Genomic DNA, 22401 nt, shown 5'->3' with positions numbered 1-22401 from the left:
ACCGTGGATAAGAGCTGGCCGGCCCATGCTTCCCCTCTGCCAATCCCTGACACCGGCCAACAGAAAGGGGGCCTTGGGCCCCCTGTTTGCAACCATCAAAGACGAGGCTACAAGCTGATCAGGGTGCCGGTCTTGCCGGCAATGCCGTCCGCCGCCTTCTCCAGCAGGGTGATGAGGGATTTGCGCCCCGGCAGGGATGTCGCAAACGAGAGCGCCGCCTCCACCTTGGGCAACATGGATCCCTTGGCAAACTGCCCCTGTGCGATAAAGCTGTTGGCATCGGCCACGCTCAGGGTATCGAGCCACTGCACCTCGGGCTTGCCGAAGTTGATGGCTACTTTTTCTACCGCCGTGAGGATGATCAGCATGTCGGCGTCGATAAGCTCCGCCAGCTTGGCACTGGCCCAATCCTTGTCGATCACTGCGCTGGCGCCGCGCAGGTGATTGCCCTCGCGCAGCACCGGAATGCCGCCGCCCCCGACGGTGATCACCACCTGACCGGCAGCCAGCATGGCAGAGACGGTCTCTTTCTCGATGATGTCGACGGGTTTGGGGGATGCCACTACCCGGCGATAGCCGCGACCGGCATCCTCTTTGAGCCGCTCCCCCTTGGCCATCAATGCTTCGGCCTCCTCCTTGCTGAAGAAACCGCCGATGGGTTTGCTCGGGTCGAGGAAGGCGGGATCGTTTTTATCCACCTCCACCTGGGTCACCAAAGTGGCAACCGGCTTGTGAATACCACGCGCCAGCAAGGCCTCGCGCAGGGCGTTTTGCAGGTCATAACCGATATAACCCTGACTCAGGGCCACGCAGACCGACATGGGCAGATGGGGCGCCTTGGAGTCATGACGGGCCGCCACCTCGAACGCCTGCTGGATCATTCCCACCTGCGGGCCGTTGCCGTGGGTCACCACCACCTCGTGCCCCTGGGCGATCAGGTCGGCAATGGTGCCCGCCGTGCTCTGCACCGCTTTCATCTGCTCGGGCAGGTTGTTGCCCAGCGCATTGCCGCCAAGGGCCAGTACGATTCTCTGTTTCATCTTGTTATCTCCAGTGATGGGACAAGCCGGCGCGATACCGGCCCACCTTTCGTTGTTCACATAACCTTGCTGCTCTGCGTGTTTCGAACGGATTGTCAGCCTGCCACCGCGGGGCAAGGCCAGTGCAGATCCGGCGCCAAGGCCGGGTCAAAGGGCGCTCTGGCCAGAAAGCGGCCGTGACCACGGCGCCCCAGAAACTCGCCATCGCGGGCCACTATCTCGCCGCGACTCAGGGTCAGCCTGATCCGGCCGGGGCAATGCATCCCCTCGTAGGGGCTGTAGTCGCCGTTGTCGTGCAACTGTTGATGGGAAATCAGGGTGTCACCACGGGGATCCATGATCACCAGATCGGCGTCAGCCCCCGGTTGCAGGTTGCCCTTGCGCGGCCAGAGGCCAAACAGGCGCGCCGGGTTGGCGCTGGTGAGAGCTACAAAGCGTGATGGCGAGATGCGCCCCCCCAGCACCCCGTGGGCAAACAGCAGCAGCATCCGGTTTTCGACCCCAGGCAAGCCGTTGGGGCAGCGGCTGAAATCGCCACCTGACAAGGTCATGCGCTGGGCGTGGGAGAAGTTGCAGTGATCGGTCGCCACCGTGTCGATGTCACCAGCTGCGATGCCGACCCACAGCTTGTCCTGCTCACAGCGCGAGCGCAGCGGCGGGCTCAGCAGGAAGTCGACCCCGTTCTCCTTGTAATAACACTGCTCATCGAGCAGCAGATATTGCGGGCAGGTCTCTACCCAGACCGGCTGGCCCTGACGGCGCGCCAGTTTCAGATACTCCAGCCCCAAGCCGTTGGAGAGATGGACGATATAGAGCGGCGCATTGCCCGCGAGCCCCGCCAGATTGATCATCCGGGCGATGGCCTCCGCCTCGCACTGCAGCGGGCGGCTTTGCGGGTGATACCAGGGCTCACAATGGCCGGCGGCCAGCAGAGCAGCCCGGCGCGCCGCAATGGCGGCGTCGTTCTCGGGGTGAACGGTGGCAAGCGCCCCCACCTCTTTGAGGCGGGCCAGGGCGCGCAGCACGTCGTGGTCCCCCAGCTTGTACTGGTAGGTAAGATAGAGCTTGAAGCTGCTGATCCCCTCCTCCTGCACCATGGTGGCCATCTCGTGGAGGATGGCGTCATCCACATGCTGGATCACGCCGTGAAAGCTGTAGTCGATCACCGCCTGATCGACGGCGTAATCGTGATAGCGGGCCAGCTGGTGATGCAGGTTGCACCCCGCCGGGCCAAATCCCATGTGATCGACGATGGTGGTGGTGCCACCACAGGCGGCGGCACGGGTACCGCTGAAAAAGTCATCGCAACTGCGGGCAATCCCGGCATCAATGTTGAAGTGGGTGTGGACATCGATACCGCCCGGCATCACGTAGCAGCCGCTGGCATCGATCACGTCGGTCTCGCCATCGGGCTGGATATCGGCGGCGCGCTCAAGGATCACCCCGTTCTCGATCAGCAGATCCTGACGATATTCACCCTGCGCATCGACCAGCACACCGTGTTTGATCAGCCGTTTCATCCTCACCACCTCGCACATCAGCTCGCGTCAAACAGCAAGGCCCCGCCTGCGAAAGACGGGGCACTGGCCACACAGCAACAGCCGGGCGGTGATGAGAGTCACCGCCCGGCAGTCCCCTTACTTGTCCAGCTCGGCCAGATAGAGCATGGGGATCACCGCGTACATGGCGGCGCACTTGACCAGATGCTCCTTCCAGGTTTTCTCGTTCGGGGCGTGGGCCTCCGGCTCTTTGCCCGGGCCAAAGCCGATGACCGGGATGCCGTGACGACCCATGATGGAGACCCCGTTGGTCGAGAAGGTCCACTTGTCCACCACCGGCGCCTTGTTGAACAGCTGGGTGTACGCCTTGGAGAGGGTTTTGACCGTGATGTGATCCTCTTCCACCTTCCAGGTCGGGAAGTAGCACTCGGTCGGGTAGACCAGACCGGTATAGGCCGGACGGTCGTACTGGTACATGGAGACCTCGGCACCGGCGGCTTTCACCGCAGGCAGCGCGCGGATCTCGTCGAGCGCACCTTGCCAGGTCTCGCCCCAGGTGAGGCGGCGGTCGATGGAGACGGCGCAGCTATCCGCTACGGCGCAGCGGCTTGGTGAAGTGAAGAAGATCTCGGAGACGGTCAGGGTGCCCTTGCCGAGGAAGTCGTCATGACCGAGGTTGTGGCTGAGCTCCTGCAATTCGCCCAAGATCGGGCCCATCTTGAAGATGGCGTTGTCACCGCGCTCCGGCGCAGAGCCGTGGCAGCTCACCCCCTGCACTTCCACACGGATCTCCATGCGACCACGCTGGCCACGGTAGATCTGGCAGTCGGTGGGTTCGGTACTGACCACGAACTCGGGGCGGATCTTGCTCTGCTCGATGATGTACTGCCAGCAGAGGCCATCGCAGTCCTCCTCCTGCACGGTACCGGTCACCAGCAGGGTGTACTGATCTTCCAACCCCAGATCCTTGATGATCTTGCCCGCGTAGACCATGGAGGCCATGCCCCCTTCCTGATCGGAGGCGCCGCGGCCACCGATGATCTCGTGATCTTCCATCCCCTCATAGGGGTCAAAGGTCCAGTTGGCGCGGTTGCCGACACCGACGGTATCGATGTGGGCATCCATGGCGATCAGGTGCGGGCCGTGGCCGATATAACCCAGCACGTTACCCATGGGGTCAATCTCGACCTTGTCGAAACCAACCTTCTCCATCTCCTGCTTGATGCGCAGCACGACGCGCTCTTCATCGCAGCTCTCGCTCGGGATGGCGATCATATCGCGCAGGAACTGACTCATCTCGGCCTTGTACTGGTAGGCCTTCTCCAACACCATTTCAAACGGAATTTGCTTGCTCATTGTGATTCTCCATAACAACTGAGAGTGCGCGGCCTGTTCGTCGGCAGCGCCCTGTGCCCGTTACCGCACCCCATTGGCGAGGCGCGATCAATGCTTCAATTCGTGTCTCTGCTCTGGCGGGAGAGTTAGTCGCAGGCAGGATGCTTGCCTTCCCACACCACTTCCCGGTAGTGCTTCACATCGGTGTCCCCTTCGGTGTTGATGATCAGCACGACCGAGTTGCTATCCAGCCCGAGACGCGCCATCAGCGCCGCGCAATCCGGGTGGTGACGCACTGCCGCCAGCACGCCTGTACCGACCGAGCCGGATTCGCCGGAGATGATGCGCGGATCATTGCCAAGAGGGTTGCCGAGCACTCTCATCCCCAGCGCCGACACCTTGTCGTGGCAGGAGATAAACTGGGTGGTGCAGCTTCTGAGCAATGGCCAACCGAGGGGATTGGGTTCGCCGCAGGCAAGACCGGCCATGATGGTGCGCATATCGCCCCCCACGTTGACCATCTCCCCCGCCACGCCGGAGCGGTAGATGCAGTCGGCCTGATCCGGCTCGACCACGATACTGTGCAGGTTTTTCGCCCCGAAGCAGTCCACCAGATAACCGAGCACCCCGCCCGCCAGCGCCCCGACCCCGGCCTGCAGCAGCACATGGGTCGGCTGCTTGATGCCCATATCCTGCATCTGCTCGACCGCTTCGTCGGCCAGAGTGGAGTAACCCTGCATGATCCAGGTCGGGATCTTGGTGTAACCCTCCCAGGCGGTGTCCTGCACTATGTGCCAGCCGCGCTCTTCGGCCATCTTCATGGTCAGGCGCACGGTGTCGTCATAGTTCATGTCGGTGACGATGCACTCGGCACCGAGGTTGAGGATGTGGTCAACCCGCTCCTGGGCGGAGCCCTTGGGCATGTAGACCACCGCATGCTGACCCACCTGTTTGGCGGCCCAGGCAACGCCGCGACCGTGGTTGCCATCTGTGGTGGTGGCGAAGGTCATCGGCTCCTTGATGGTGCGTTTGATGAGATCGAAGGAGAAATCCTCGATGGCCACCCCGTATTTCTCACAGAGCAGGTTGGCGATGGCATAAACGCCACCCAGCATCTTGAAGGCATTGAGGCCAAAGCGCTTTGACTCGTCCTTGACCAATATATTTTTCACCCCGATATAGGCGGCCAGATCTTTCAGGTCGCACAAGGGGGTCGGCTCATAACCGGCCAGTTTTTTATGAAAAGCGCGAGCCTTTTGTGCTTCGGCGCGAGAAAACAGCGGAGATGGCTCGGCGGTAAAAAAGCGGTTATCGGCAATATCCATCTTCAAAGAAAATTGGGACATGCTTACCTCACTAGGCGTTACCTGACAAAGAGCTGCCTCGCCGAGAGATCCGTTATTCAGATACCACGGGGAGAAAACTCGAAATAATGGATTCGACAGCGTGGGCAGGATGAATATTCACCCTGCCCTGCCGTTATTTATTTCACCCGCTTTTGCGCCTCTTTAATCAGATTTTCCAGGGTTTCTGCCGGGGCGGAGAATTTACGGGCCATGATCATGGCGGCGATAATATAGGGCTTCCAGCTCGCCTCTTTGTAAGTGGCGATACGGTATTTCTCGAATACCCCTTCGGTTACTTCGCCCTCTTTGCAGGAGACACCGGAAATATCGGCGGGCAGGCAGTGCATATAGAGCGCTTCGCCCCCCTTGGTCAGCTTCATCATCTCCTCGGTGCAGTGCCAATCCTTGTGCTTGGCGTTCTGCTCCAAACAGTGTTTCTCCAGATCTTTGAGGCCAGCGTGGTCATTGGCACGCAGCAACTCGGTGCGCTGCTCCATTACCTTGTAGGGAGCCCAGGACTTGGGATAGACGATATCTGCATCCTTGAACGCCTCTTCCATGGAGGTGACCTGGCGGAAGCTGCCACCGGATGCCTTGGCATTCTCCTTGGCCACTTCGATCACGTCCGGGATCAGGTCATAGCCTTCCGGGTGGGCCAGGGTCACGTCCATCCCAAAACGGGTCATCAGGCCGATGATGCCCTGCGGCACGGAGAGCGGCTTGCCGTAGCTGGGGGAGTAAGCCCAGGTCATCGCAATCTTCTTGCCCTTGAGGTTTTCCAGGCTGCCGAAGTGCTCCTGCAACCAGGCGAGATCAGCCATGGACTGGGTCGGATGATCAATGTCGCACTGCAGGTTGACCAGCGCCGGACGCTGGGGCAGCACTCCCTTCTCGAACCCTTCATCCAGTGCGGCGCCCACTTCGCGCATATAGGCGTTACCGGCACCGAGGAACATGTCGTCACGGATGCCGATGGCATCGGCGCAGAAGGAGATCATATTGGCCGTTTCACGGACGGTTTCGCCATGGGCGATCTGGGATTTGCCCTCATCCAGATCCTGCTGGGCCAGACCGAGCAGGTTCAGGGCAGAGGCGTAAGAGAAGCGGGTTCGGGTGGAGTTATCGCGGAAAACCGAGATACCGAGCCCGCTGTTAAACAGTTTGGTGCAGATATTTTCGGCGCGCAGGGTCTTGAGTGATTCGGCCAGTTTCAATACCAGCTCCAGCTCCTGAGGGGTTTGCTCCCAGGTCAGCAGAAAATCTTTTTCATGCAGGTTGGATTTGAGTGCTCTGATCTCTTTGATTAATTCGTTAACTGCTTTCATCGTTCGCCCCAATCATTGGATGAGATATGGATAGCTCCCCTTTCACTCACGATGTCACCAGCATCCCGGTTGTGGGTGAGCGCGTCGGTTAGCGTCGATATGAGGCAATCAATAACCGTGCCAAACCAATAAAATGCAGGCAGATATTAATAAATGGCGAAAGTGTGTGATGCCACCCACAAAATCAGCGGCTATTTAAGCGGTTTATTCAATAAAAAGGTGAGCGGATCAGCCAGGCCATAAAATAGTAAGGTGATAATAATAAGAGGCAATATCCCTGCGCCGGTGAGAATTATCATCAAAGGTCAGTTTCAGGGGCTGAAATGATACCAGCGGGGTTGCCGTTATCATTATGATAATGCTGTGCAGTGACTTGCTCTTTTGTTACGACCTCTTCTGCAGAAGTGTCACTGCCATTTAACCTCCCTTGCACTCCCCGCCCGTATCGCCTCTCGCCTTATCTTCCGGCCACATTGCTGGGCGCGGTTGGCCCAAGGTGCTAACGTGAATACGCCAGCTGCGCATCTGTCTCGGATGCTCAGAAGAGGCCGACGTTCACGACCGCAACTGCGCGGAAGAACCTGCATGACTTACATCTTTGAGGGATTATCTATGTCCAGGAATGCCGCTCTGCTCATCACCCTGACCCTGCTCGGGATCGCCCCTGCCCACGCCATCAGCGCCAAATATGCCGAGCAACTGGAGCGATCCGGCTGCACCCAGGTTACCGAGGCGCAGGGCTGTGACATTCACAAAACCAAAGCGGAAAATGCCAAGGCGGGATTTGGCACGGCCGCCCCGGCCGCGGAGGGCGGTCTGAATCTGAGCTATGAGCAGAAGCTGGAGCGCTCGGGTTGCACTCAGGTGAGCGAGCTCAATGGCTGCGATATCAACAAAACCAAGGCTGAGAACGCGGCTGCCGGTGTTGGCAATGCTCCGGCCGCGGCAACCAGCGGCAGCCCCTATACGGGCAACTGGATCGCCACCTTCCCCCAAACCGGCGCCACCGTGGCCAATATCCGCATCGATGGCAAGGATCAGGTGTGGGTCAACGACAAGAAGGTCAATGCCAAGAAATCCGATGGCGCGCTGGTGTTCAAGGATGGCATGATCATCTACACCATTCAGGGGGATCGCCGCATCAAGGGTGAAGATGGCTGGGTCGATAATGATGCCGGCACCAAGGGGCCCATCAACGCCAAGTAAGCAGCTGACCACGAAATGACGAGGAGCGCGGGCTCCCCGTTTCACACCTGATTGCCTATCTCTTCCAATGACCAGCTCCGCCAGTGAGGGGCCAGAATTAATACCTCCTGTTCCAGCCAAGTCCCGTCTGTGATCAGTTTATCGAGCCAGGGAACGCCTGCCGGCGAGCCATGATCATCGACCTGATCAGCCTGCGTCGTCACACGCCAGGGCACCTTGCCACTGTCCGTCGCAAAGGTGCGCACCGGACGGGCGTAGTGATCCAGGTAAGGTTGCAACTCACAGGGAAGCCAGAGCATGGCCGGTCGATTTAGTTCACGCGCCAGCTCGACGGCAATATCGATACCCCGTTGATCGAGATCGCCAAAATGTGCCCACTGCACGCCCGCAGGCAGCAGCGGGATCAGCTGCTTGGCCAGGGTGGTATTGCGACCGGGGGCAAAAAGCAGCAGTTGCCCAGGTTGCAGCGGGTAGTCGACAAAGGCCCCCTTGTTCTCCACCGTAATGACCCGCACCCCTTGCCAGCCGATGGCAGCCAGCGTGCCCAGAGTCCGCTCCGGCAACGCCAATTCCCCCAGCAGCGCCATCATTGCCGTCATATCGTGCTGCTGACCCTGCCGATCGACCAGTGAGAGCGGTTCGAGGGTACGGATGCGGATCACCTCATCCTGCGTGAGCGACAAGTTCGCAAGCTGTGGCGCTGTAAGGGGGGCTGATCGCGGATGCTTGCTGTCCCCATGCCAGAGGGCATAAAAGCAGGCCTGATTGAGCCGCGCAGGCAAACTCACTCCCAGACGTTGCAGCTGCTTACGCTTGTCCGGTTCGGGGGGCTCTGCCCGTGCCAGTTGTCCGGTCAGATAAGTCCGCCCCGCGTCGGTCAACACATAATGAGCACCTCGGCCAACCGGCTTGATCCCGGCTACTGCCTGCAACAGATCCTTCAACTCGCGGCCATGCCGACTCTCAAGGGAGCAGCCCTTCTCGTTCTGGCTATCGAGCAACCGTGCACACAAATCCTGTACCCGCACCTCATTAAACAGCGACATCCTCACCTCTCCATGTGGCTTCATATGACGAAGTAGAGGTGATTTTCCCTGTCATTACCGTGACCGGCTTCGCAAGCGGTTCTTATCAGCCCCGCCATGCATGGCCCGTACTGGTAAACCCGCTACAAAGGGCGCAAGCTGGTTTGATATAGAGATACGCTGCGCTCTTCGCGGCACGACAACGCGACACCCGCTTTCACAAGGGCTTGCCATGACCGACGCCACAGACCCCTCGCCATCCTCTTCCTGGCATCTTTCGGATATCCGCGAGCTGGCGCACCTGCTGATTCTGGCGCTGCCCGCCGCGGTAGAGATCACCGAAGCGGTACATCAGGCGGTACTGAGCGGTATGGGGCTCAAGGGACGGGATGAGGGAAAAACAGCCGGGATCACCGGGCTGGTCTACAAGGGGGTACATGGCGGCGCCAACACCCTGGGCAGCGGCATCAACCATCTGCTCAGCCGCCTGCCAGCCACTCCGCCGCCCCACCAGATCCCCGAAACCCCGAAACGTGCGGCCCTGATCGCCACGCTCAACTGCGTGTTGGGGGACAAGCTGGTCGAACACCACAATGCTCTCGCCACCCCCATGACCCTGCGCTATCAGGGCAAGCCCCTCGATTGGCAGGCGATGCCAAAGGATCTACCCCGTGAGGGACGGGCGCTGCTGATGATCCATGGCCTCTGCATGAACGATCTGCAGTGGCAGACCGAGCATCAAGGCAAGCCGGTCAATCACGGAGAGCAACTTGCCAACGCGCTTGGCTATCAGCCTCTTTACCTGCGCTACAACTCGGGCCTGCCCATTGCACAAAACGGGCAGCAACTTGCCCTGTTGCTGGAGCAGCTGTTCGCCCACTGGCCGGGAGAGCTCAAAGAGATAACGATAATGGGCTACAGCATGGGCGGACTGGTTGCCCGCAGCGCCTGCCACCATGCCAGCCAGGCCGGGCTCACCTGGCCTGTGCACCTTGCCAATATGATCTTTATTGGCACGCCACACCACGGCGCGCCGCTCGAACACGCCGGTCACTGGCTGGAGCAGTTGCTGCCCGCCACCGCCTACAGCGAGCCCTTCGTCAGACTGGCGCGGCTGCGCAGTGCTGGCATCAAGGATCTGCGCCACGGCAAGGTGAGCGATACCGTTGCACGGCCGGATCCCGCCGTCCCCTCACAGGATCCTCGCTCGCCACTCCCCTTGCCCTGTGGCGTCAACTGCTATGCCATTGCCGCGACCACTGCCGCCAAGCGCAGCCTGCTGGCCGACCGGCTGATTGGCGATGGACTGGTGCCGCTACGCAGCGCCCTCGGTCAGCACAACGAAGCGCACCATCAGCTGGCTTTTCTTCCTGCCCATACCCTGATTGTCTATCGCACCAGCCATATGGCCCTGCTCGGCAACCCGCAGGTTGGCCAGCAACTGCTGCGCTGGCTCAGCCCCTTGCAGTTATAGCGAGCTGGCTATTAAAGCAACAGAATGCTGGTTCACAAAGGAGCCCTGTGGCACTCTGGGACGTCAAAGGGAAGACCCACACTGACACCTCATGTGTCCCCACTGCAAAGGAGCGCCACCGATGGCCAAAGCAAGCAAGAAAGAGATCAAGAAGAAGATCGCCGCTCGTCTTGAGAAAATTGCCAAGCATGAAGGCAAGATCAAGAAGCTGAAGAAGGCCTTGAAGTAGGGCCCATTGCATAAGAAAAACCGCCAATAGGCGGTTTTTTCATCCTCCTTTTCGCCCCTTTCCCATCGCTTTTGATACCAATGACCCTGATGTAAACGCCTCAAGCGCCCCTCAGCAGAACAACCCGACTGAAGCCACGCACGTTCTCATCACTGATATTTGGTCTAACAGCGCCAATCGGACGCCGCGCGCGCCCATGCCAGCAACTACCTTCAACGGAGTGTTTGATATGAGCCAGTAGTGGAGCGCCATATGTACTCTTACACCCTCACCTTCAAGGAAGATGTCGATCGCCTGACCGCCCCCGAGCAGGAGATCACCTTGCAGAGCCCCGCCCAGGCGGTGGATTTTATTATCCTCTCCGACGGCAGCCGCCATCAGGTGATGTTTGTCACCCACAGGGCCAACTACAGTAGCCTCTATCTCGATAAAGGGGTCAGGGTGCCGCAGAGTTAGTGGCTATCGCCTTCAATTGATGGGGCTGAGTGAAATATTCACGCTGTTGACATAATAATCATCGCATCATGTCAATGTTCCTTTATCTCTATCACGATGTATCTGAGGAAGCGCGATGAAAAAATACAACATTGTCTTATATCAAATTCAATTTATTTAGCCACGAAAAAGCAAATCATACCTCACAAAAATGAACCACCATCACTCAATATCATTGACCACATCCTTGGTCCGTTATAACAATTACTTTGCTGAACATATTTATTCGCAAGCCATTATTAGTGATGGAGTTATCACAATGAATAAAGTTATCTTACCCATAGCATTAATTACCTGTGCCACGCTCGCTCACGCAGAGTCCAGCACTATTATCAACGGTCTGGATTTTGGTCCATTAGCTCAGTTGGCTGGCACATGGAAAAGCACCGATGCTGGTGGTGTAGATGTAGCACCCGGCCAGGAGGGTAGCAAAGTTGGCAAAGGGGGGCCGGCAGTTGAACCCTTTTACGAAGTCATTACTTTTGAACCGGCTGCCGATGCTAAAAATGCCAGCGAACAATATCTGGTAGCCATGTATTACAAGCAGGAAGTATTCAGAAAAAGTGATAATGGAAAATTTCATGACCAACGCGGTTATCTGATTTATGACAAGACCAATCAGCTTGTTTACAACTCATACTGTATACCTCGTGCAGTCTGTGTGGTCACTGAAGGCAAAGCGGGTAACAAAATCGAGTTCAAGACGGGCAAGCGCGGTATTGCGGAAAGCAATTATATGACCATTAATGATTCCACCACGGATTTCTCGATGACTCTGGACTTCTCAGAGAAAGATCTCCTCAAATACGGTCAAACCACCAACCTGATGGTGTATGGCAAGCCATTCGCACACTCCGATAGTGCATCCCTGACCAGAACCAATTGATGTTTCATAGCCAAGGTATTCATTACCTTGGCTTTTTTATATTCGTCGATAGTCTATCCTGATGGCATCCCTATCCCACTCGGGATTGAGCACACCGGCATACCAGAGTGTCAGAATGACATCCATCTGATTGTTATGCTTCACAACCTTGCCGCTCTTACAGGCCGAGATCACCTCCAGCCATAACTGCTCGGGATTAATCGGTTTGGTAATATCCTTGTGTGACAATAAATCAATGGCAGCCAACACATATGCTCTGGTTTTGGTCGCAGCTACATAATGAACTGGCATGATGCAACTGATACAACCAAGACTGCAAAGAGTCAAAAAAGTTACCTTTGGATTATTTTTGAATTTTCCTGTACTGATATCACCACCAAATGCTTCAGCAATAGCCATATCCCAGGCGGTGGCATGCCCATAATTATTCTGCACCATCAGATGAACAGCTCTCAGCGCTGCACCACCATATTTACCATAGATAATCATCACTAATCCCTCCGTTTGCCCCATAGTAAGGCCGAACAGGCGAGATAAGCTAAAATAAATATCAATCACGATCATCGATTTTTTCCATTGATAACAAATCCATTTTTAGCTGAATTAAATATTGATCCATGTCAATGTTATATCTTTATCTACCGAAAGGCTGACTGGTCGATGTCAGCCTTCCAATATCATTCATCAACATCCATTTTCGTGTATAAACGGGTTCACCCAGCCTAGAGCACCTCTATTTTTACTTTGATAATCCCGTCGCGAATATTGCCGATGGCGCTAAAGGCAGATTTGGAGAGATCGATAATACGCCCTTTTTTAAAGGCGCCGCGGTCATTGACCTTGACCACTACGCTCTTGCCGTTGGCGAGGTTGGTGACCCGCACCATGGCGCCAAAGGGCAATTCCATATGGGCGGCGCTATTGAGGTTGTTGCGATAGATCTCGCCGCTGGCAGTCTTTTTGCCATGATAGCGGTCGGCATAATAGCTGGCGTAACCGGTCTCGCTATAGCCGCGCCAGCTGCCGCCGTGGCTCTCGTCATAACGGCTGCTACAGGCCGCCAGCAGCAGGCAAAGAGATAACAGCAGCCCTTTCTGGATATGTTGCACCTTTCCCCTCTCCTCTCTTCTTCTTTTCGCTATGCGCACTTTTTACTCTTCGATTCAACCGATAATGCTGGCGACACACTTGCAGGCGGGAGCCCTCACCTTGCCATAGCTCCAAGGCACTCACCATGTTACTCGCCTTGCTGTCAGGCCGCAGCGACGGTGCGGCTACTGTGCCATATCTTCCATGTAAAAAGGGAGGCAAATGCCTCCCTTTAACCTATTTACCGGTCATCCCGTATCGGGATGGGCCAGAGACCTCTCAGGCAATCAGCTTGTCATCGCTAAAGCCGAAGCCGCGCAGACCCACCACATGCACATGCTCGTGCTTGCCCTGCACCTTGCGGATGAGCTTGTAGGTGGTGCCCTTCTCGGGGCTGATGTTCTCCGGCGCCGCGATAAGCAGCTGCATATCCTGCCGCTCGCACAGCTCGAACAGGGTGGCGATGGATTTGCCATCCAGACGGGCCGCTTCGTCGAGGAACAGCAAGCGGCACGGGGCTATATCCTTGCCGCGCAGACGGCGGGACTCCTCCTCCCAGCTGATCAGCACCATCAGCAGGATGGCCTGACCGGTACCGATCGCCTCGCCGGTAGAGAGCGCACCGCTCTCGGCACGCAGCCAGCCATCGGCCCCGCGCTGCACCTCGATCTCCAGCTCCAGATAGTTGCGATAGTCGAGCAGCACGTCGCCCATCACCTGATAGCTGCGATCCCCCTGCTCGATCTGCGGATTCAAGCGCTGGAACAGCTTGGCCATCGCCTCGGAGAAGCTGAGCTCCTTGTCTGCAAACAGATCGTTGTGCATGGCGGTTTGGTCGGCCAGCGCCGTCAGCAGTCGGGTGTGGGCCTCGCGGATATTGACGTTGAGGCGCACCCCGCGCACCAGACCGAAGGCGATGTTCTGCAAGCCCTGGTTGAGTACCCGGATGCGGTTCTGCTCGCGGCGGATGATGTTGGTGATCTTGGCCGCCACCTCGTGGGAGGAGAGCGACAGATGGGTTTCCCGCTGCTTGAGCTCGTCAGCGAGACGCGCCAGCTCGATCTCCATCTCCTCGATCGCTTCGACCGGATCATCGGAGCGGATGATGTCGTTGCGGATGCGATCCTTGAGGTAACGGTAGACCTGCACGTAGAAGGCCACCTTCTGCTCGGTGCTGCGGTTGCCCTCCGACAGTCGCAGTGCATCGCGCAGGGCCTCGTCGTGGGCCACCGCCACCCGCAGAGCGCCGAGGGCCTTGTCCGACATGGAGCGCAGCTCGTCGCTGTCGAGGTAGGCCAGTTCACGCTTGTTGAGGCGCTTCTCGACATCGGTCTCCCGCGCCAGACGCACCACCCGTGACCAGCTCGCCTTGTGACCCACCAGAGATTTACGGGCGCTGTAGTAATCCTTGCCTTCCAGCTTGAGACGACCGCCAAGGGATTCGATCTCGCGCTTGGTTACCTGCAACTGGGCCTCGGCGCTGGTGCGACGGGAACGGGTGCGGATCAGCAGCTCTTCGATCTCTTTCTTGTGGGCGCGCGCCTTCTCTTCCATATCGTCAGAGAGGGTCAGGCCCATGGCCGCCAGCTCCTGCTCGAACTCAGTCAGGGTCTGGCGCTTGGCCTCGACGCTGGAGTTGAGGGCGGTACGCAGTTGCAACGCCTCGGTGTGGCGCTGGGCAATCTGCTTGTGCTGCTCGCCAGCGGTGCGTGCCGCAAGCTCGGCCGCTTTCAGCTTCTCTTTGAGTCGCTCGCTCATCTCGGAGGCCTTGCCCAGCAGGTCTTGCGCATCCTGATAGGCAAAGTGCGGCAGACGGGCCACCAGCTGATCGAGGGCATAGCAACGGCGCTTCTGCTCGGCCAGCAGGTCGCTCACCTCATCGTAAGCCGCCTGCAGCGCCGCAAGATCCTGCGGATCCTGACGCAGCACCTGCACCATGGTTTCCAGTTTTTCCAGCGATTTGCCGTGTTTGGCGATAAAGGCTTCGGCCTGTTTCAGGGCTTCCACATCGGCATGAGCCGCCTCGAGGCGGGCCGCCAGATCAGTCTCGGCAAACAGGTGGGCAAAGGGCAGCATCCCCTGCACCAGCTGGATATGGCGAGTCAGCTGGGCAGCGGCCGCTTTGGCATCACTCAGCTGCTTGTCGCACTCACCGATGGCACCTTGCAGCGCGCGCAGCTCGGCCTGTTTGGCCTGCACTTCGGCTTCGGGGTCGGGGCGGAAGGCGATATCCAGATGCTGGCCGATAAAGTCGCGGAAGTGGCCGTAGAGACGGTGGTACTTCTGCTGCTCGAAGGCGGCCTTGGCGTAACCCTCGATCAGCCCTTCGCGTTCAAGGTCGAGCTGCTCGATCCGTTTTTCCCGGGCTGCGCGGCCAAACAGCGGCAGCTCGGGATAGCGGGAGAAGCGCACCTGACGCTTGCTGGTGCGCACCAGCACGGCGTCCCCCAGCTCGTCCGCTTCCACCAGATCCTCGTCAAAGGAGTCGGGGTTGCCCTGAATCAGGTAGATATCTTCCGGGCAATCTTCCAGCTTTTTCAGCCGCTCGATGGCGCCTTCAAGGTCGAGCACCACCAGGGCGCTGCGAGCCGGGCCGTAGAGCGCGGAGTAGTAAGGGGCATCGTCGATGGAGATATCGTCATAGACGTCGGAGAGCAGCACGCCCCCTACCTGCTCGGCAATGCGGGCAAGACGGGGATCCGCCTCGCCAGCCCCCAGCTGCAGGTTGCGAATTTGCAGCTCCAGCGCCTGTTTCTGCGCTGCGATGCGATTGCTCTCCTGCTCGAACTCGCGCTCCTTGTCGAGCACTGTCTGCATACCGGCCGAAAGCTCTTCGGCGGTAGTCAGCGGCAGACCGCTCTGCTCGCGCAGCTGCTCGAGTTTTTCAAAGGATTTGAGCCAGCGCGGAGCCAGCTTGGTCAGCTCCGCAATATCACGGCCGAGCTGGGTGCCCTGATGCTCGAGGCTGGCGCGGCGCTGGTTCACCTCCGCCTGCTGCTCGGAGAGCTCCTCCTGACGGGTGCGTTGGGTTTCGAGGAAGATCTCCAGCTCATCGCTGCTGGCAATCAGCTGGCCGGAGGCCTGCTGCAGCTCGTCACGCAACTTGAAGAGACTCTTCTGGCTTTCGCTCTCTTTCTCGAGGCGAGCCAGCGCAGCGCGCAGCCCCTGCCCCTGGGCAATGCGAGCCTTCTCTTCAATGTGACGCTTGAGCAGCGCCTGCGCGGTGGGCCAGGCGGCCTCGCGCACTGTCTCGGGGGCGATGCTCAAAAGCAGCGCCAGCGCCGCTTCGTGCTCGGCCACCGCCGCCTTGGCCAGTGCCAATTGCTGCTCGGCCCCCAGCACCCGGCTGGTGAGGCTCTGCTCGGCGGCGCGGAACTGGTGCAGGGTGTCGCTCGCCTGTTCGGCGGTCAGCCCCGGCAGCTCGCACTGCTCGCGGGCAGCATCGAGGGCCTGCACCGCCTGACGGTACTGGATGGCGCGGGTCTGCTGGATATCGAGCGCCTGCTGGTAGTCGGCCAGCTGGGTCTTGAGGCTGTCTACCTCGGCCTGCGCCAGCTCCTTACGCTCTTCCACTTCCAGCAGCTGGCCGTGGATCTCTTCCACCACCGCTTGCTGCTGTTCGAGTTTGTCAGAGAGATCAGCCAGATCGGCGCGGTACATCTCGATCTTCTTCTGCAGGGAAACCGCAGCCATCACCTTTGCCAGATGCTCGGAGGCAGACTCCAGCTCGTCGGTCAGCAATTTTTCGCGGTTGGTGAGCTGCTCCACCTCGTCGGCCAGATAGATGGCGCGCTGCTTCTCTTCGGCCAGAATGCGGCGCTTGTCGGCCAGCTCCTGGCGCGCCTTGAGAGCCAGCTCGGAGAGACGGCTCTTCTCGGCGGCGTTGCGCACATAGTCAGCGGCCACATAGTGGGTGGTCTCGGTGATCAGGTTCTTGAACAGATCCCGCTGACCCTGGGTCTCCTTAATCGCTTCCAGCGTGCGGCGGTTTTCATAGATGGCCGCCTCCATATCCGCAAACGCCTTGCGCACCCCGGAGTTCTCCGGCAGCAGGTATTCGCGCAGGGAACGGCTGATGGACGAGGAGATGCCGCCGTAGAGGGATGCCTCGATCAGGCGATAGAACTTGCCGCGATCTTTTTGATCGCGCAGCTTCTTCGGGGTGATGCCGAACTCGAACATGAAGTTGTGATAGTCGGTCACCGTATTGAATTTGGCGACTTTCAGCGCTCCCAGCTCGGCGGCCGCCCCTTTCAGATCGGTAAAGGCGCGTACCCGCCCCTTGCCGCCATCGAGCTTCTCCAGCAGCAGATCGGTCGGTGCCAGATTTTCCGGCACATCCACCAGCGCAAACGGAGTGATGTTGACCTTGTTGTCGCGGTTGGCCACCTGCTCGAGGTGCACGCCGACCCAGATCCGCTGTTCGCGGCTATTCATCACTTCCAGCAGGGAGTAGCAGTGACCGCGCTGCAGTTTGCCGTAGAGCCCCTTGTCACGGGAGGCGCTGCTCGATCCCGCTTCCGTGGTATTGCGGAAATGGAGCAGTGACTGGTCGGGGATGAGCGCCGCGATAAAGGCCGCCATGGTAGTGGACTTGCCCGCGCCGTTGCCGCCGGAAAGGGTGGTAACCAGCTGGTCGAGATCGAAGGTCCGGGCAAAGAAGCCGTTCCAGTTGACCATGGTCAGGGATTTGAACTTGCCTCGCACCGGTTATACCTCCAGATCCAGTTGTTCTTCATCGAGATCCGCCTCGATGTCATCAAAGAGCGAGTCGCTGCTCGGCATTTCGTCGTCGTGGAAGATGGCTTCACCCTCCTGGATCATCCGCAGCTGGACGGCACGCGGATCTTCATCAGAGCGCACGTCAGCGGCGAAACGGAACACCGATTCGTTGACCCGGAATTTATCCCCGTTGCCAAGGGCGGTGATCATGCCAAGGCGACGCAGACGGCGCATGGAGGTACGGATCTTTTCGAGCAGCTTCTTCTTGTCGAGATCGGTACCACCGGAGCGGCTGTTGACCATCCGCAGCAGCTGCTTCTCGTCGGCGAGGCTCAACACCTCTTCTTGCAGCTCGGCCATGGCAAATACCCCTTCCGAAGCCAGACGGTCCGGGCTCAGATAGAGGTAGCAGAGCACCTTGCCCACCAGCATATCGAGCTCGGAGAGCACAGTGGTGCCGATGTCGGAGCTCGGGCGCGGGCGCAGGTAGAAGAAGCCTTCCGGCGCCTTGATCAGCTCCACCTGATAGCGGCCGTAGAAGATCTCCAGCTCGCTGTGATATTCGACCAGCGCCGAATGCTGCTCGAACTCGTCGGCACTGATGTGGCGACCGGAGCGCAAGGCGGTGTCGATGCGCGGAAACAAGGGGTTGGCAATCGCCTCTGCGAGGCGCAGCGGCAAGGGAAACTCAGAATTGATCAATGACATAGGCCTGAACCTTGGATCCAGCTTGGTTAATGGGTTTCCATGCGGGTTGGCGATGCAGTTCGCGCTCGCCGCTGGCATGGCCCAGGCGCACGGCCTGGTCGATCAGAAGACGCGCCACATCGAAGTGGGCATGAGCCGGGTAGTCCAGCAGGTATTCGCGCAGCACATCGGCCAAGTCCAGCTGCTGGCCCTGCTCGGGGTAGCGGGCCAGATAGCGCTCGATGCGCTCGGCCAGCTCCTGGTTGATATCCACCATCTCGACGTACTCCATCTCGAGTGGCACCTCACCGGTCACCTCCTCGTCGTGGATGGCGATGGTTTCGTCGCGCAGCTCCAGCAGACGGGGCTCTTCGGCCACCCGCAGCTGCCAGTTGTGCTGCTCGAAATTGCGGATGGACTCGCGCAGCCGCTGGCTGAAGGCACGGTTCTTGTCCATGTCGATGGCGTTGCGGATAAATTTGTGGACGTGCCTGTCGTAGCGGGACCAGAGCTCGATGCACTGCTGACCCCAGCTGGTGATGACGTCAAGGCGCCCTTGCAAGGCGTGAGTCAGCTCCTCGACGTGGAACAGATCGTCGCGCCCCTGCGCCGCTTCCTGAATGTTGAGCAGCCCCGCCTGCAGGCGGTGGCCGGCAGCGTCCAGGGTATCTTGCAGCTCGCGCAGGGTCTGGCCGGTCTCGTGCAGCAGCTTTTCGCAGCTGTGAATGGCATCGACCCAGTTCTGGGTCAGCAGGGCCGCGATTTCGCTTTTGACCTGATTCTGCTGCTCATCCATGGCGCGCTGGGTGAGATCGATGCGGCCCAGCGTCTCTTCCAGCGAGAAGGTGAGGCGCGGCAGCACCTCGGCATCCCACTGCTCGCGGGTGTTAGTCTCCAGCGCCGCCTTGCGGGCGGTGTCGAGCTCGGCAGCCAGGTGCTCGAGCAGAATGGAGAGTTTGATGGAGTCAACCTGACGCTGATCCATAAAGAAGTCGACGATGCTCACGCCCAGGCGAGACAGGCGGTAGAGGCTCTCCCCCGCCACCATGTCGGTGTTGAAACGCGACAGCAACTGCTGGCGAATGAGATCGTTGATGGCGTTGTTGGCGCGACCGGTGAGGGTCTCGTCCATCTGGCCGAAGGCGCTGCTGACATAGCCAAAAGCGTCGTGCAGCGCTGCTTCCGACAGGTCCGACTCATCTTCGGATAGCGTCTTGATTGCAATCAGAAAGGCCAGCCGATCGGTGGGCAGGCTCAACGCCAACCCCTCCTGCCTGACCCACCCTACTAGCTCCGGCAAAGAACGCTCTGGCAGGGTACGGGATGTACTCATCATGATGTTGTCATCTCGTTGTTGTATTGGGCGCAAAATCGTGCGCGCGGCTACATCCGGTAGCATCGAAAACATGGTTCACATCGAAGTGAACCGCGAGCAATCAGCTGGCCGGCTTCTGGGCCATCACATGGATATAGCGACCGAGGGCGACAAAAGGCTCCTGACGGCAATATTGCTGCTCCATGGCCAGCAGATCGTCGAACTTCTCCACCTGATCCTGCTTGTGACGCATATAGTCGTGGATCACCCGCACCCCGGTCTTGCCGATGATGCGCAGCCCCCCGCGACCAATCCAGTCATAGACCTGCTCCGGCAGCTGGGGATTGGTGGGCGTAAGCGCAGTCTGACGCTTCTTGCGAAGACCAAGGCGCACATAGTCAAAATTGCCCACCACCAAGCTCTGGAACAACAAGCCATGACGGTTGTAGAAAAGCAGCGACAGTATGCCCCCGGCATTGACGAAAGGGAACAGACCCAGCAAGGTCTGGCGCGGCTCGGCGAGCCACTCCAGCACCGCATGGCAGAGCACCAGATCAAAGGTCCCGGTCACGTGTTGCTTCAGATCCTGAATGGGGCAATGGATGAGACGGATTTTGTCTTCCAGCCCCTTCTCGGCGATCTGGCTGCGGGCCAGTTCCAGCATTTCTGCTGACAGATCGCACAGCTCCACCTGATGACCCATGGCCGCCAGCTTCTGGGCGAAATAGCCAAAACCGCCCCCCGCATCGAGGATGCGCAGCGGTCGGTTGCCAAGGCGGGCCAGGCAGGCTTCGATGTCGCTCCAGACAATGGTGGTGCGGATACGCCCCTTGGTGGAGTCGTAAATGTTGCGGGCGAACTTGTCGGCGCGCCCGTCAAAACTCTGATCGTGCTTCAAGGAGAAACTCAACATTAGCGCCACAGGGTTGTGGCCATCCCAAAAAAGAGAGGTATTCTGTCACATCCCGCATTTGCTGAAAACTCAAGGAAGTGTCTGTCGTGTTTGTGCTCAAAAAGTGGCTGGGTCAGCTGTTGATGCCGCTCCCCTTCTCCCTCTCCCTGCTGCTGGTCGCCCTGCTGCTGCTCTGGTTCACCCGTTTTCAGAAAACCGGCAAGCTGCTGGCCACCCTCTCGCTGCTCATTGTGGCCCTGATGGGGATGCGGCCGGTGAGCTATGAACTGGCCCGCGGGCTGGAGCAGACCTACCCGCCGTTCGAGGTGAGCCAGCATCCCAACATCGACGCCATCGTGGTGCTCGGCAATGGCCATGTCAGCGACCCGGCGGTGCCGATGCGCAGTTGGCAGAACAATATCGCCCTGGCCCGCACTCTCGAAGGGGTGCGCCTCGCCCAGGCCTATCCCGACGCCGAGCTGGTGTTCTCCGGCTATGTATCGGGGGATACCCTCTCCAATGCCGAGGTCAATGCCCGGATGGCAGAGAGCCTCGGCATACCCCGTTCGCGGATGACGTTGTTTGAAAACAACAAAGACACTCATGATGAGGCGGTCAGTATCAGCCGCCATCTGAAAGGAAAAGAGGTGGCGCTGGTCAGTTCGGCCACTCATTTGCCCCGGGCCATGGCCCTCTATCAGGGTCAGGGACTCAAGGCCGTGCCGGCCCCCACCGATTACACCGCCAAGCAGAGCCAGGTACCCCAGCCGCTCTACAGTTATTTACCCAAAGGGCGTTATCTGATGTATTCCGAAGCTGCCATCCACGAATGGATTGGGGTATGGTGGGCTCGCTTGCGGGGGCAGGTTAACGAATGAGCGATCAAGCGTTTCATTCCTGATTTGGATCAGGAAAGCGAAAAAAAATTACGTCATTTGCCGCCGGGTCAGCTATCTTGGGCTCGGTTCAATTCATATAATGTCGCGCAATCAAATGCCTAGGAGATATACAAGATGAGACAGCACCTGGTAATGGGTAACTGGAAACTGAACGGCACCAAGGCTTCTGTAGAAGCTCTGATCAAAGGACTGACCCCGGCTGCTGCCGCTCATCCTTCTGTGCAAGTCGCCGTCTGCCCGCCGGTTATCTTTTTGGGTCTGGTTGAGCAACTGACCGCTGGCAGCAAGATTGCCTACGGTGCCCAGAACGCTGACGTTCACGAGTCTGGCGCCTTCACCGGCGAAAACGCCCCCTCCATGCTGAAAGCCTTTGGTTGCACCTACTCTCTGGTCGGCCACAGCGAGCGTCGTACCCTGCACGCAGAGAGTGACGACGTGGTTGCTGCCAAGTACGAAGCGATCCAGAAAGGCGGCCTGATCCCGGTTCTGTGCATCGGTGAAACTCTGGAACAGTTCGAAGCAGGCGTGACCAAGAACGTGGTTGAGACCCAGCTGAAAGCCGTTATCGACCGTTGCGGTATCGCCTCCTTCAACAACGCCGTTATCGCTTACGAGCCGGTATGGGCCATCGGTACTGGCAAGACTGCCACTCCGGAGATCGCTCAGTCCGTTCACGCTCACATCCGTCAGTACCTGGCCGGTTTTGATGCCGCCGTTGCTGCCAAAGTACAGATCCTGTACGGCGGTTCCGTCACTGGCGCCACTGCAGCCGACCTGTTCGGTCAGCCGGACATCGACGGTGGCCTGGTCGGTGGTGCGTCCCTGAAAGTGGACGACTTCTCCCAGATCATCGCTGGCGCTGCCAAGTAATCGTTGATTACGGCAAAGAGAGGGGCTCGTCCCCTCTCTTGTATCGCTTTTCCTATGGTGGCCCCCG

18 protein-coding genes are annotated in these 22401 nt (G+C 58.8%); 6 read left to right on the top strand and 12 right to left on the bottom strand.

All coding sequences use genetic code 11. From position 1 onward, the window contains the following. Nucleotides 1-107: 107 nt before the first annotated feature. From arcC to ygeW, 5 genes are all read right to left on the bottom strand, one after another. The gene (arcC, locus tag ACTG2S_RS11545) at nt 108-1040 is read right to left on the bottom strand and encodes a carbamate kinase (protein WP_216953635.1); all 933 of its coding nucleotides are present in this window, start codon (nt 1038-1040) and stop codon (nt 108-110) included. 95 nt (nt 1041-1135) lie between these two features. Continuing rightward, nucleotides 1136-2560 carry a dihydropyrimidinase gene (gene hydA / locus ACTG2S_RS11540; RefSeq protein ID WP_216953636.1) on the bottom strand — a complete coding sequence of 475 codons (1425 nt, stop codon included), beginning with the start codon at nt 2558-2560 and terminating at the stop codon, nt 1136-1138. Nucleotides 2561-2677: 117 nt separating this feature from the next. Then, nucleotides 2678-3895, bottom strand: a complete 1218-nt coding sequence (locus ACTG2S_RS11535; RefSeq protein WP_216953637.1) for a YgeY family selenium metabolism-linked hydrolase — start codon at nt 3893-3895, stop codon at nt 2678-2680. A 125-nt stretch (nt 3896-4020) separates the two neighbouring features. After that, nucleotides 4021-5220, bottom strand: coding sequence for a diaminopropionate ammonia-lyase (gene dpaL, locus ACTG2S_RS11530; RefSeq protein WP_216962945.1), 1200 nt, complete (start codon nt 5218-5220; stop codon nt 4021-4023). Between the two features lie 137 nt (nt 5221-5357). Further along, the gene (ygeW, locus tag ACTG2S_RS11525; protein ID WP_139426915.1) at nt 5358-6545 is read right to left on the bottom strand and encodes a knotted carbamoyltransferase YgeW; all 1188 of its coding nucleotides are present in this window, start codon (nt 6543-6545) and stop codon (nt 5358-5360) included. Nucleotides 6546-7157: 612 nt separating this feature from the next. On the opposite strand from ygeW, the gene ACTG2S_RS11520 reads away from it, so the two are divergent. Beyond that, nucleotides 7158-7751, top strand: a complete 594-nt coding sequence (locus ACTG2S_RS11520; RefSeq protein WP_274161436.1) for a hypothetical protein — start codon at nt 7158-7160, stop codon at nt 7749-7751. Nucleotides 7752-7792: 41 nt separating this feature from the next. Here ACTG2S_RS11520 and ACTG2S_RS11515 read toward each other — a convergent pair whose 3' ends face one another. Further along, on the bottom strand, nt 7793-8797 hold the full coding sequence (locus ACTG2S_RS11515) for a Wadjet anti-phage system protein JetD domain-containing protein (protein WP_274161437.1): 1005 nt from the start codon (nt 8795-8797) through the stop codon (nt 7793-7795). A 211-nt stretch (nt 8798-9008) separates the two neighbouring features. On the opposite strand from ACTG2S_RS11515, the gene ACTG2S_RS11510 reads away from it, so the two are divergent. The 3 genes from ACTG2S_RS11510 (at nt 9009) to ACTG2S_RS11500 (ending at nt 11860) form a co-directional block, all read left to right on the top strand. Next, nucleotides 9009-10250: a lipase family alpha/beta hydrolase gene (locus ACTG2S_RS11510; RefSeq protein ID WP_439982538.1), complete on the top strand. Its 1242-nt coding sequence runs from the start codon at nt 9009-9011 to the stop codon at nt 10248-10250. A 481-nt stretch (nt 10251-10731) separates the two neighbouring features. Further along, nucleotides 10732-10935 carry a hypothetical protein gene (locus tag ACTG2S_RS11505; protein WP_439982535.1) on the top strand — a complete coding sequence of 68 codons (204 nt, stop codon included), beginning with the start codon at nt 10732-10734 and terminating at the stop codon, nt 10933-10935. A 298-nt stretch (nt 10936-11233) separates the two neighbouring features. Next, a complete protein-coding gene (locus ACTG2S_RS11500) occupies nt 11234-11860 on the top strand; it encodes a heme-binding beta-barrel domain-containing protein (RefSeq protein ID WP_274161527.1) in 627 nt (208 codons plus the stop codon). A 36-nt stretch (nt 11861-11896) separates the two neighbouring features. Here ACTG2S_RS11500 and ACTG2S_RS11495 read toward each other — a convergent pair whose 3' ends face one another. The 6 genes from ACTG2S_RS11495 to cmoM form a co-directional block, all read right to left on the bottom strand. Further along, the gene (locus ACTG2S_RS11495) at nt 11897-12424 is read right to left on the bottom strand and encodes a DUF6979 family protein (RefSeq protein WP_230599627.1); all 528 of its coding nucleotides are present in this window, start codon (nt 12422-12424) and stop codon (nt 11897-11899) included. Between the two features lie 158 nt (nt 12425-12582). Beyond that, nucleotides 12583-12969 carry a septal ring lytic transglycosylase RlpA family protein gene (locus tag ACTG2S_RS11490; RefSeq protein ID WP_274161526.1) on the bottom strand — a complete coding sequence of 129 codons (387 nt, stop codon included), beginning with the start codon at nt 12967-12969 and terminating at the stop codon, nt 12583-12585. Nucleotides 12970-13228: 259 nt separating this feature from the next. Beyond that, a complete protein-coding gene (gene mukB, locus ACTG2S_RS11485) occupies nt 13229-17656 on the bottom strand; it encodes a chromosome partition protein MukB (protein WP_274161525.1) in 4428 nt (1475 codons plus the stop codon). Nucleotides 17657-17659: 3 nt separating this feature from the next. Next, nucleotides 17660-18379, bottom strand: coding sequence for a chromosome partition protein MukE (gene mukE, locus ACTG2S_RS11480; RefSeq protein WP_005336835.1), 720 nt, complete (start codon nt 18377-18379; stop codon nt 17660-17662). Next, the gene (mukF, locus tag ACTG2S_RS11475) at nt 18360-19694 is read right to left on the bottom strand and encodes a chromosome partition protein MukF (protein WP_026034988.1); all 1335 of its coding nucleotides are present in this window, start codon (nt 19692-19694) and stop codon (nt 18360-18362) included. Before mukF ends, mukE begins: the two co-directional genes overlap by 20 nt. A gap of 100 nt (nt 19695-19794) precedes the next feature. Next, entirely contained in the window at nt 19795-20571 is a 777-nt protein-coding gene (cmoM, locus tag ACTG2S_RS11470) for a tRNA uridine 5-oxyacetic acid(34) methyltransferase CmoM (protein ID WP_031227571.1), read from the bottom strand. A gap of 101 nt (nt 20572-20672) precedes the next feature. Between cmoM and elyC the strand changes: the two genes are divergently transcribed. Both elyC and tpiA read left to right on the top strand, forming a co-directional pair. Further along, a complete protein-coding gene (elyC, locus tag ACTG2S_RS11465) occupies nt 20673-21443 on the top strand; it encodes an envelope biogenesis factor ElyC (RefSeq protein ID WP_274161524.1) in 771 nt (256 codons plus the stop codon). A gap of 135 nt (nt 21444-21578) precedes the next feature. Beyond that, nucleotides 21579-22334: a triose-phosphate isomerase gene (gene tpiA / locus ACTG2S_RS11460; protein ID WP_120414341.1), complete on the top strand. Its 756-nt coding sequence runs from the start codon at nt 21579-21581 to the stop codon at nt 22332-22334. Nucleotides 22335-22401: the final 67 nt, after the last annotated feature.

The sequence above is a fragment of the Aeromonas sp. 82P genome, assembly GCF_051919365.1.
In the GTDB taxonomy this organism is placed as follows: domain Bacteria; phylum Pseudomonadota; class Gammaproteobacteria; order Enterobacterales; family Aeromonadaceae; genus Aeromonas; species Aeromonas veronii.
Note: the sequence above shows the minus strand (reverse complement) of the source record. Positions and strands in the feature narration are given on the sequence as shown.

What these genes read in the sequence shown, in the direction of transcription:
- ACTG2S_RS11500 (WP_274161527.1), top strand. Translation starts at nt 11,234, where the DNA reads ATGAATAAAGTTATCTTACCCATAGCATTAATTACCTGTGCCACGCTC.
- dpaL (WP_216962945.1), bottom strand. Translation starts at nt 5,220, where the DNA reads ATGTCCCAATTTTCTTTGAAGATGGATATTGCCGATAACCGCTTTTTT.
- ACTG2S_RS11520 (WP_274161436.1), top strand. Translation starts at nt 7,158, where the DNA reads ATGTCCAGGAATGCCGCTCTGCTCATCACCCTGACCCTGCTCGGGATC.
- hydA (WP_216953636.1), bottom strand. Translation starts at nt 2,560, where the DNA reads ATGAAACGGCTGATCAAACACGGTGTGCTGGTCGATGCGCAGGGTGAA.
- tpiA (WP_120414341.1), top strand. Translation starts at nt 21,579, where the DNA reads ATGAGACAGCACCTGGTAATGGGTAACTGGAAACTGAACGGCACCAAG.
- arcC (WP_216953635.1), bottom strand. Translation starts at nt 1,040, where the DNA reads ATGAAACAGAGAATCGTACTGGCCCTTGGCGGCAATGCGCTGGGCAAC.
- ACTG2S_RS11515 (WP_274161437.1), bottom strand. Translation starts at nt 8,797, where the DNA reads ATGTCGCTGTTTAATGAGGTGCGGGTACAGGATTTGTGTGCACGGTTG.
- ygeW (WP_139426915.1), bottom strand. Translation starts at nt 6,545, where the DNA reads ATGAAAGCAGTTAACGAATTAATCAAAGAGATCAGAGCACTCAAATCC.
- mukE (WP_005336835.1), bottom strand. Translation starts at nt 18,379, where the DNA reads ATGTCATTGATCAATTCTGAGTTTCCCTTGCCGCTGCGCCTCGCAGAG.
- ACTG2S_RS11505 (WP_439982535.1), top strand. Translation starts at nt 10,732, where the DNA reads ATGTACTCTTACACCCTCACCTTCAAGGAAGATGTCGATCGCCTGACC.
- ACTG2S_RS11510 (WP_439982538.1), top strand. Translation starts at nt 9,009, where the DNA reads ATGACCGACGCCACAGACCCCTCGCCATCCTCTTCCTGGCATCTTTCG.
- ACTG2S_RS11535 (WP_216953637.1), bottom strand. Translation starts at nt 3,895, where the DNA reads ATGAGCAAGCAAATTCCGTTTGAAATGGTGTTGGAGAAGGCCTACCAG.
- mukF (WP_026034988.1), bottom strand. Translation starts at nt 19,694, where the DNA reads ATGATGAGTACATCCCGTACCCTGCCAGAGCGTTCTTTGCCGGAGCTA.
- ACTG2S_RS11495 (WP_230599627.1), bottom strand. Translation starts at nt 12,424, where the DNA reads ATGATCGTGATTGATATTTATTTTAGCTTATCTCGCCTGTTCGGCCTT.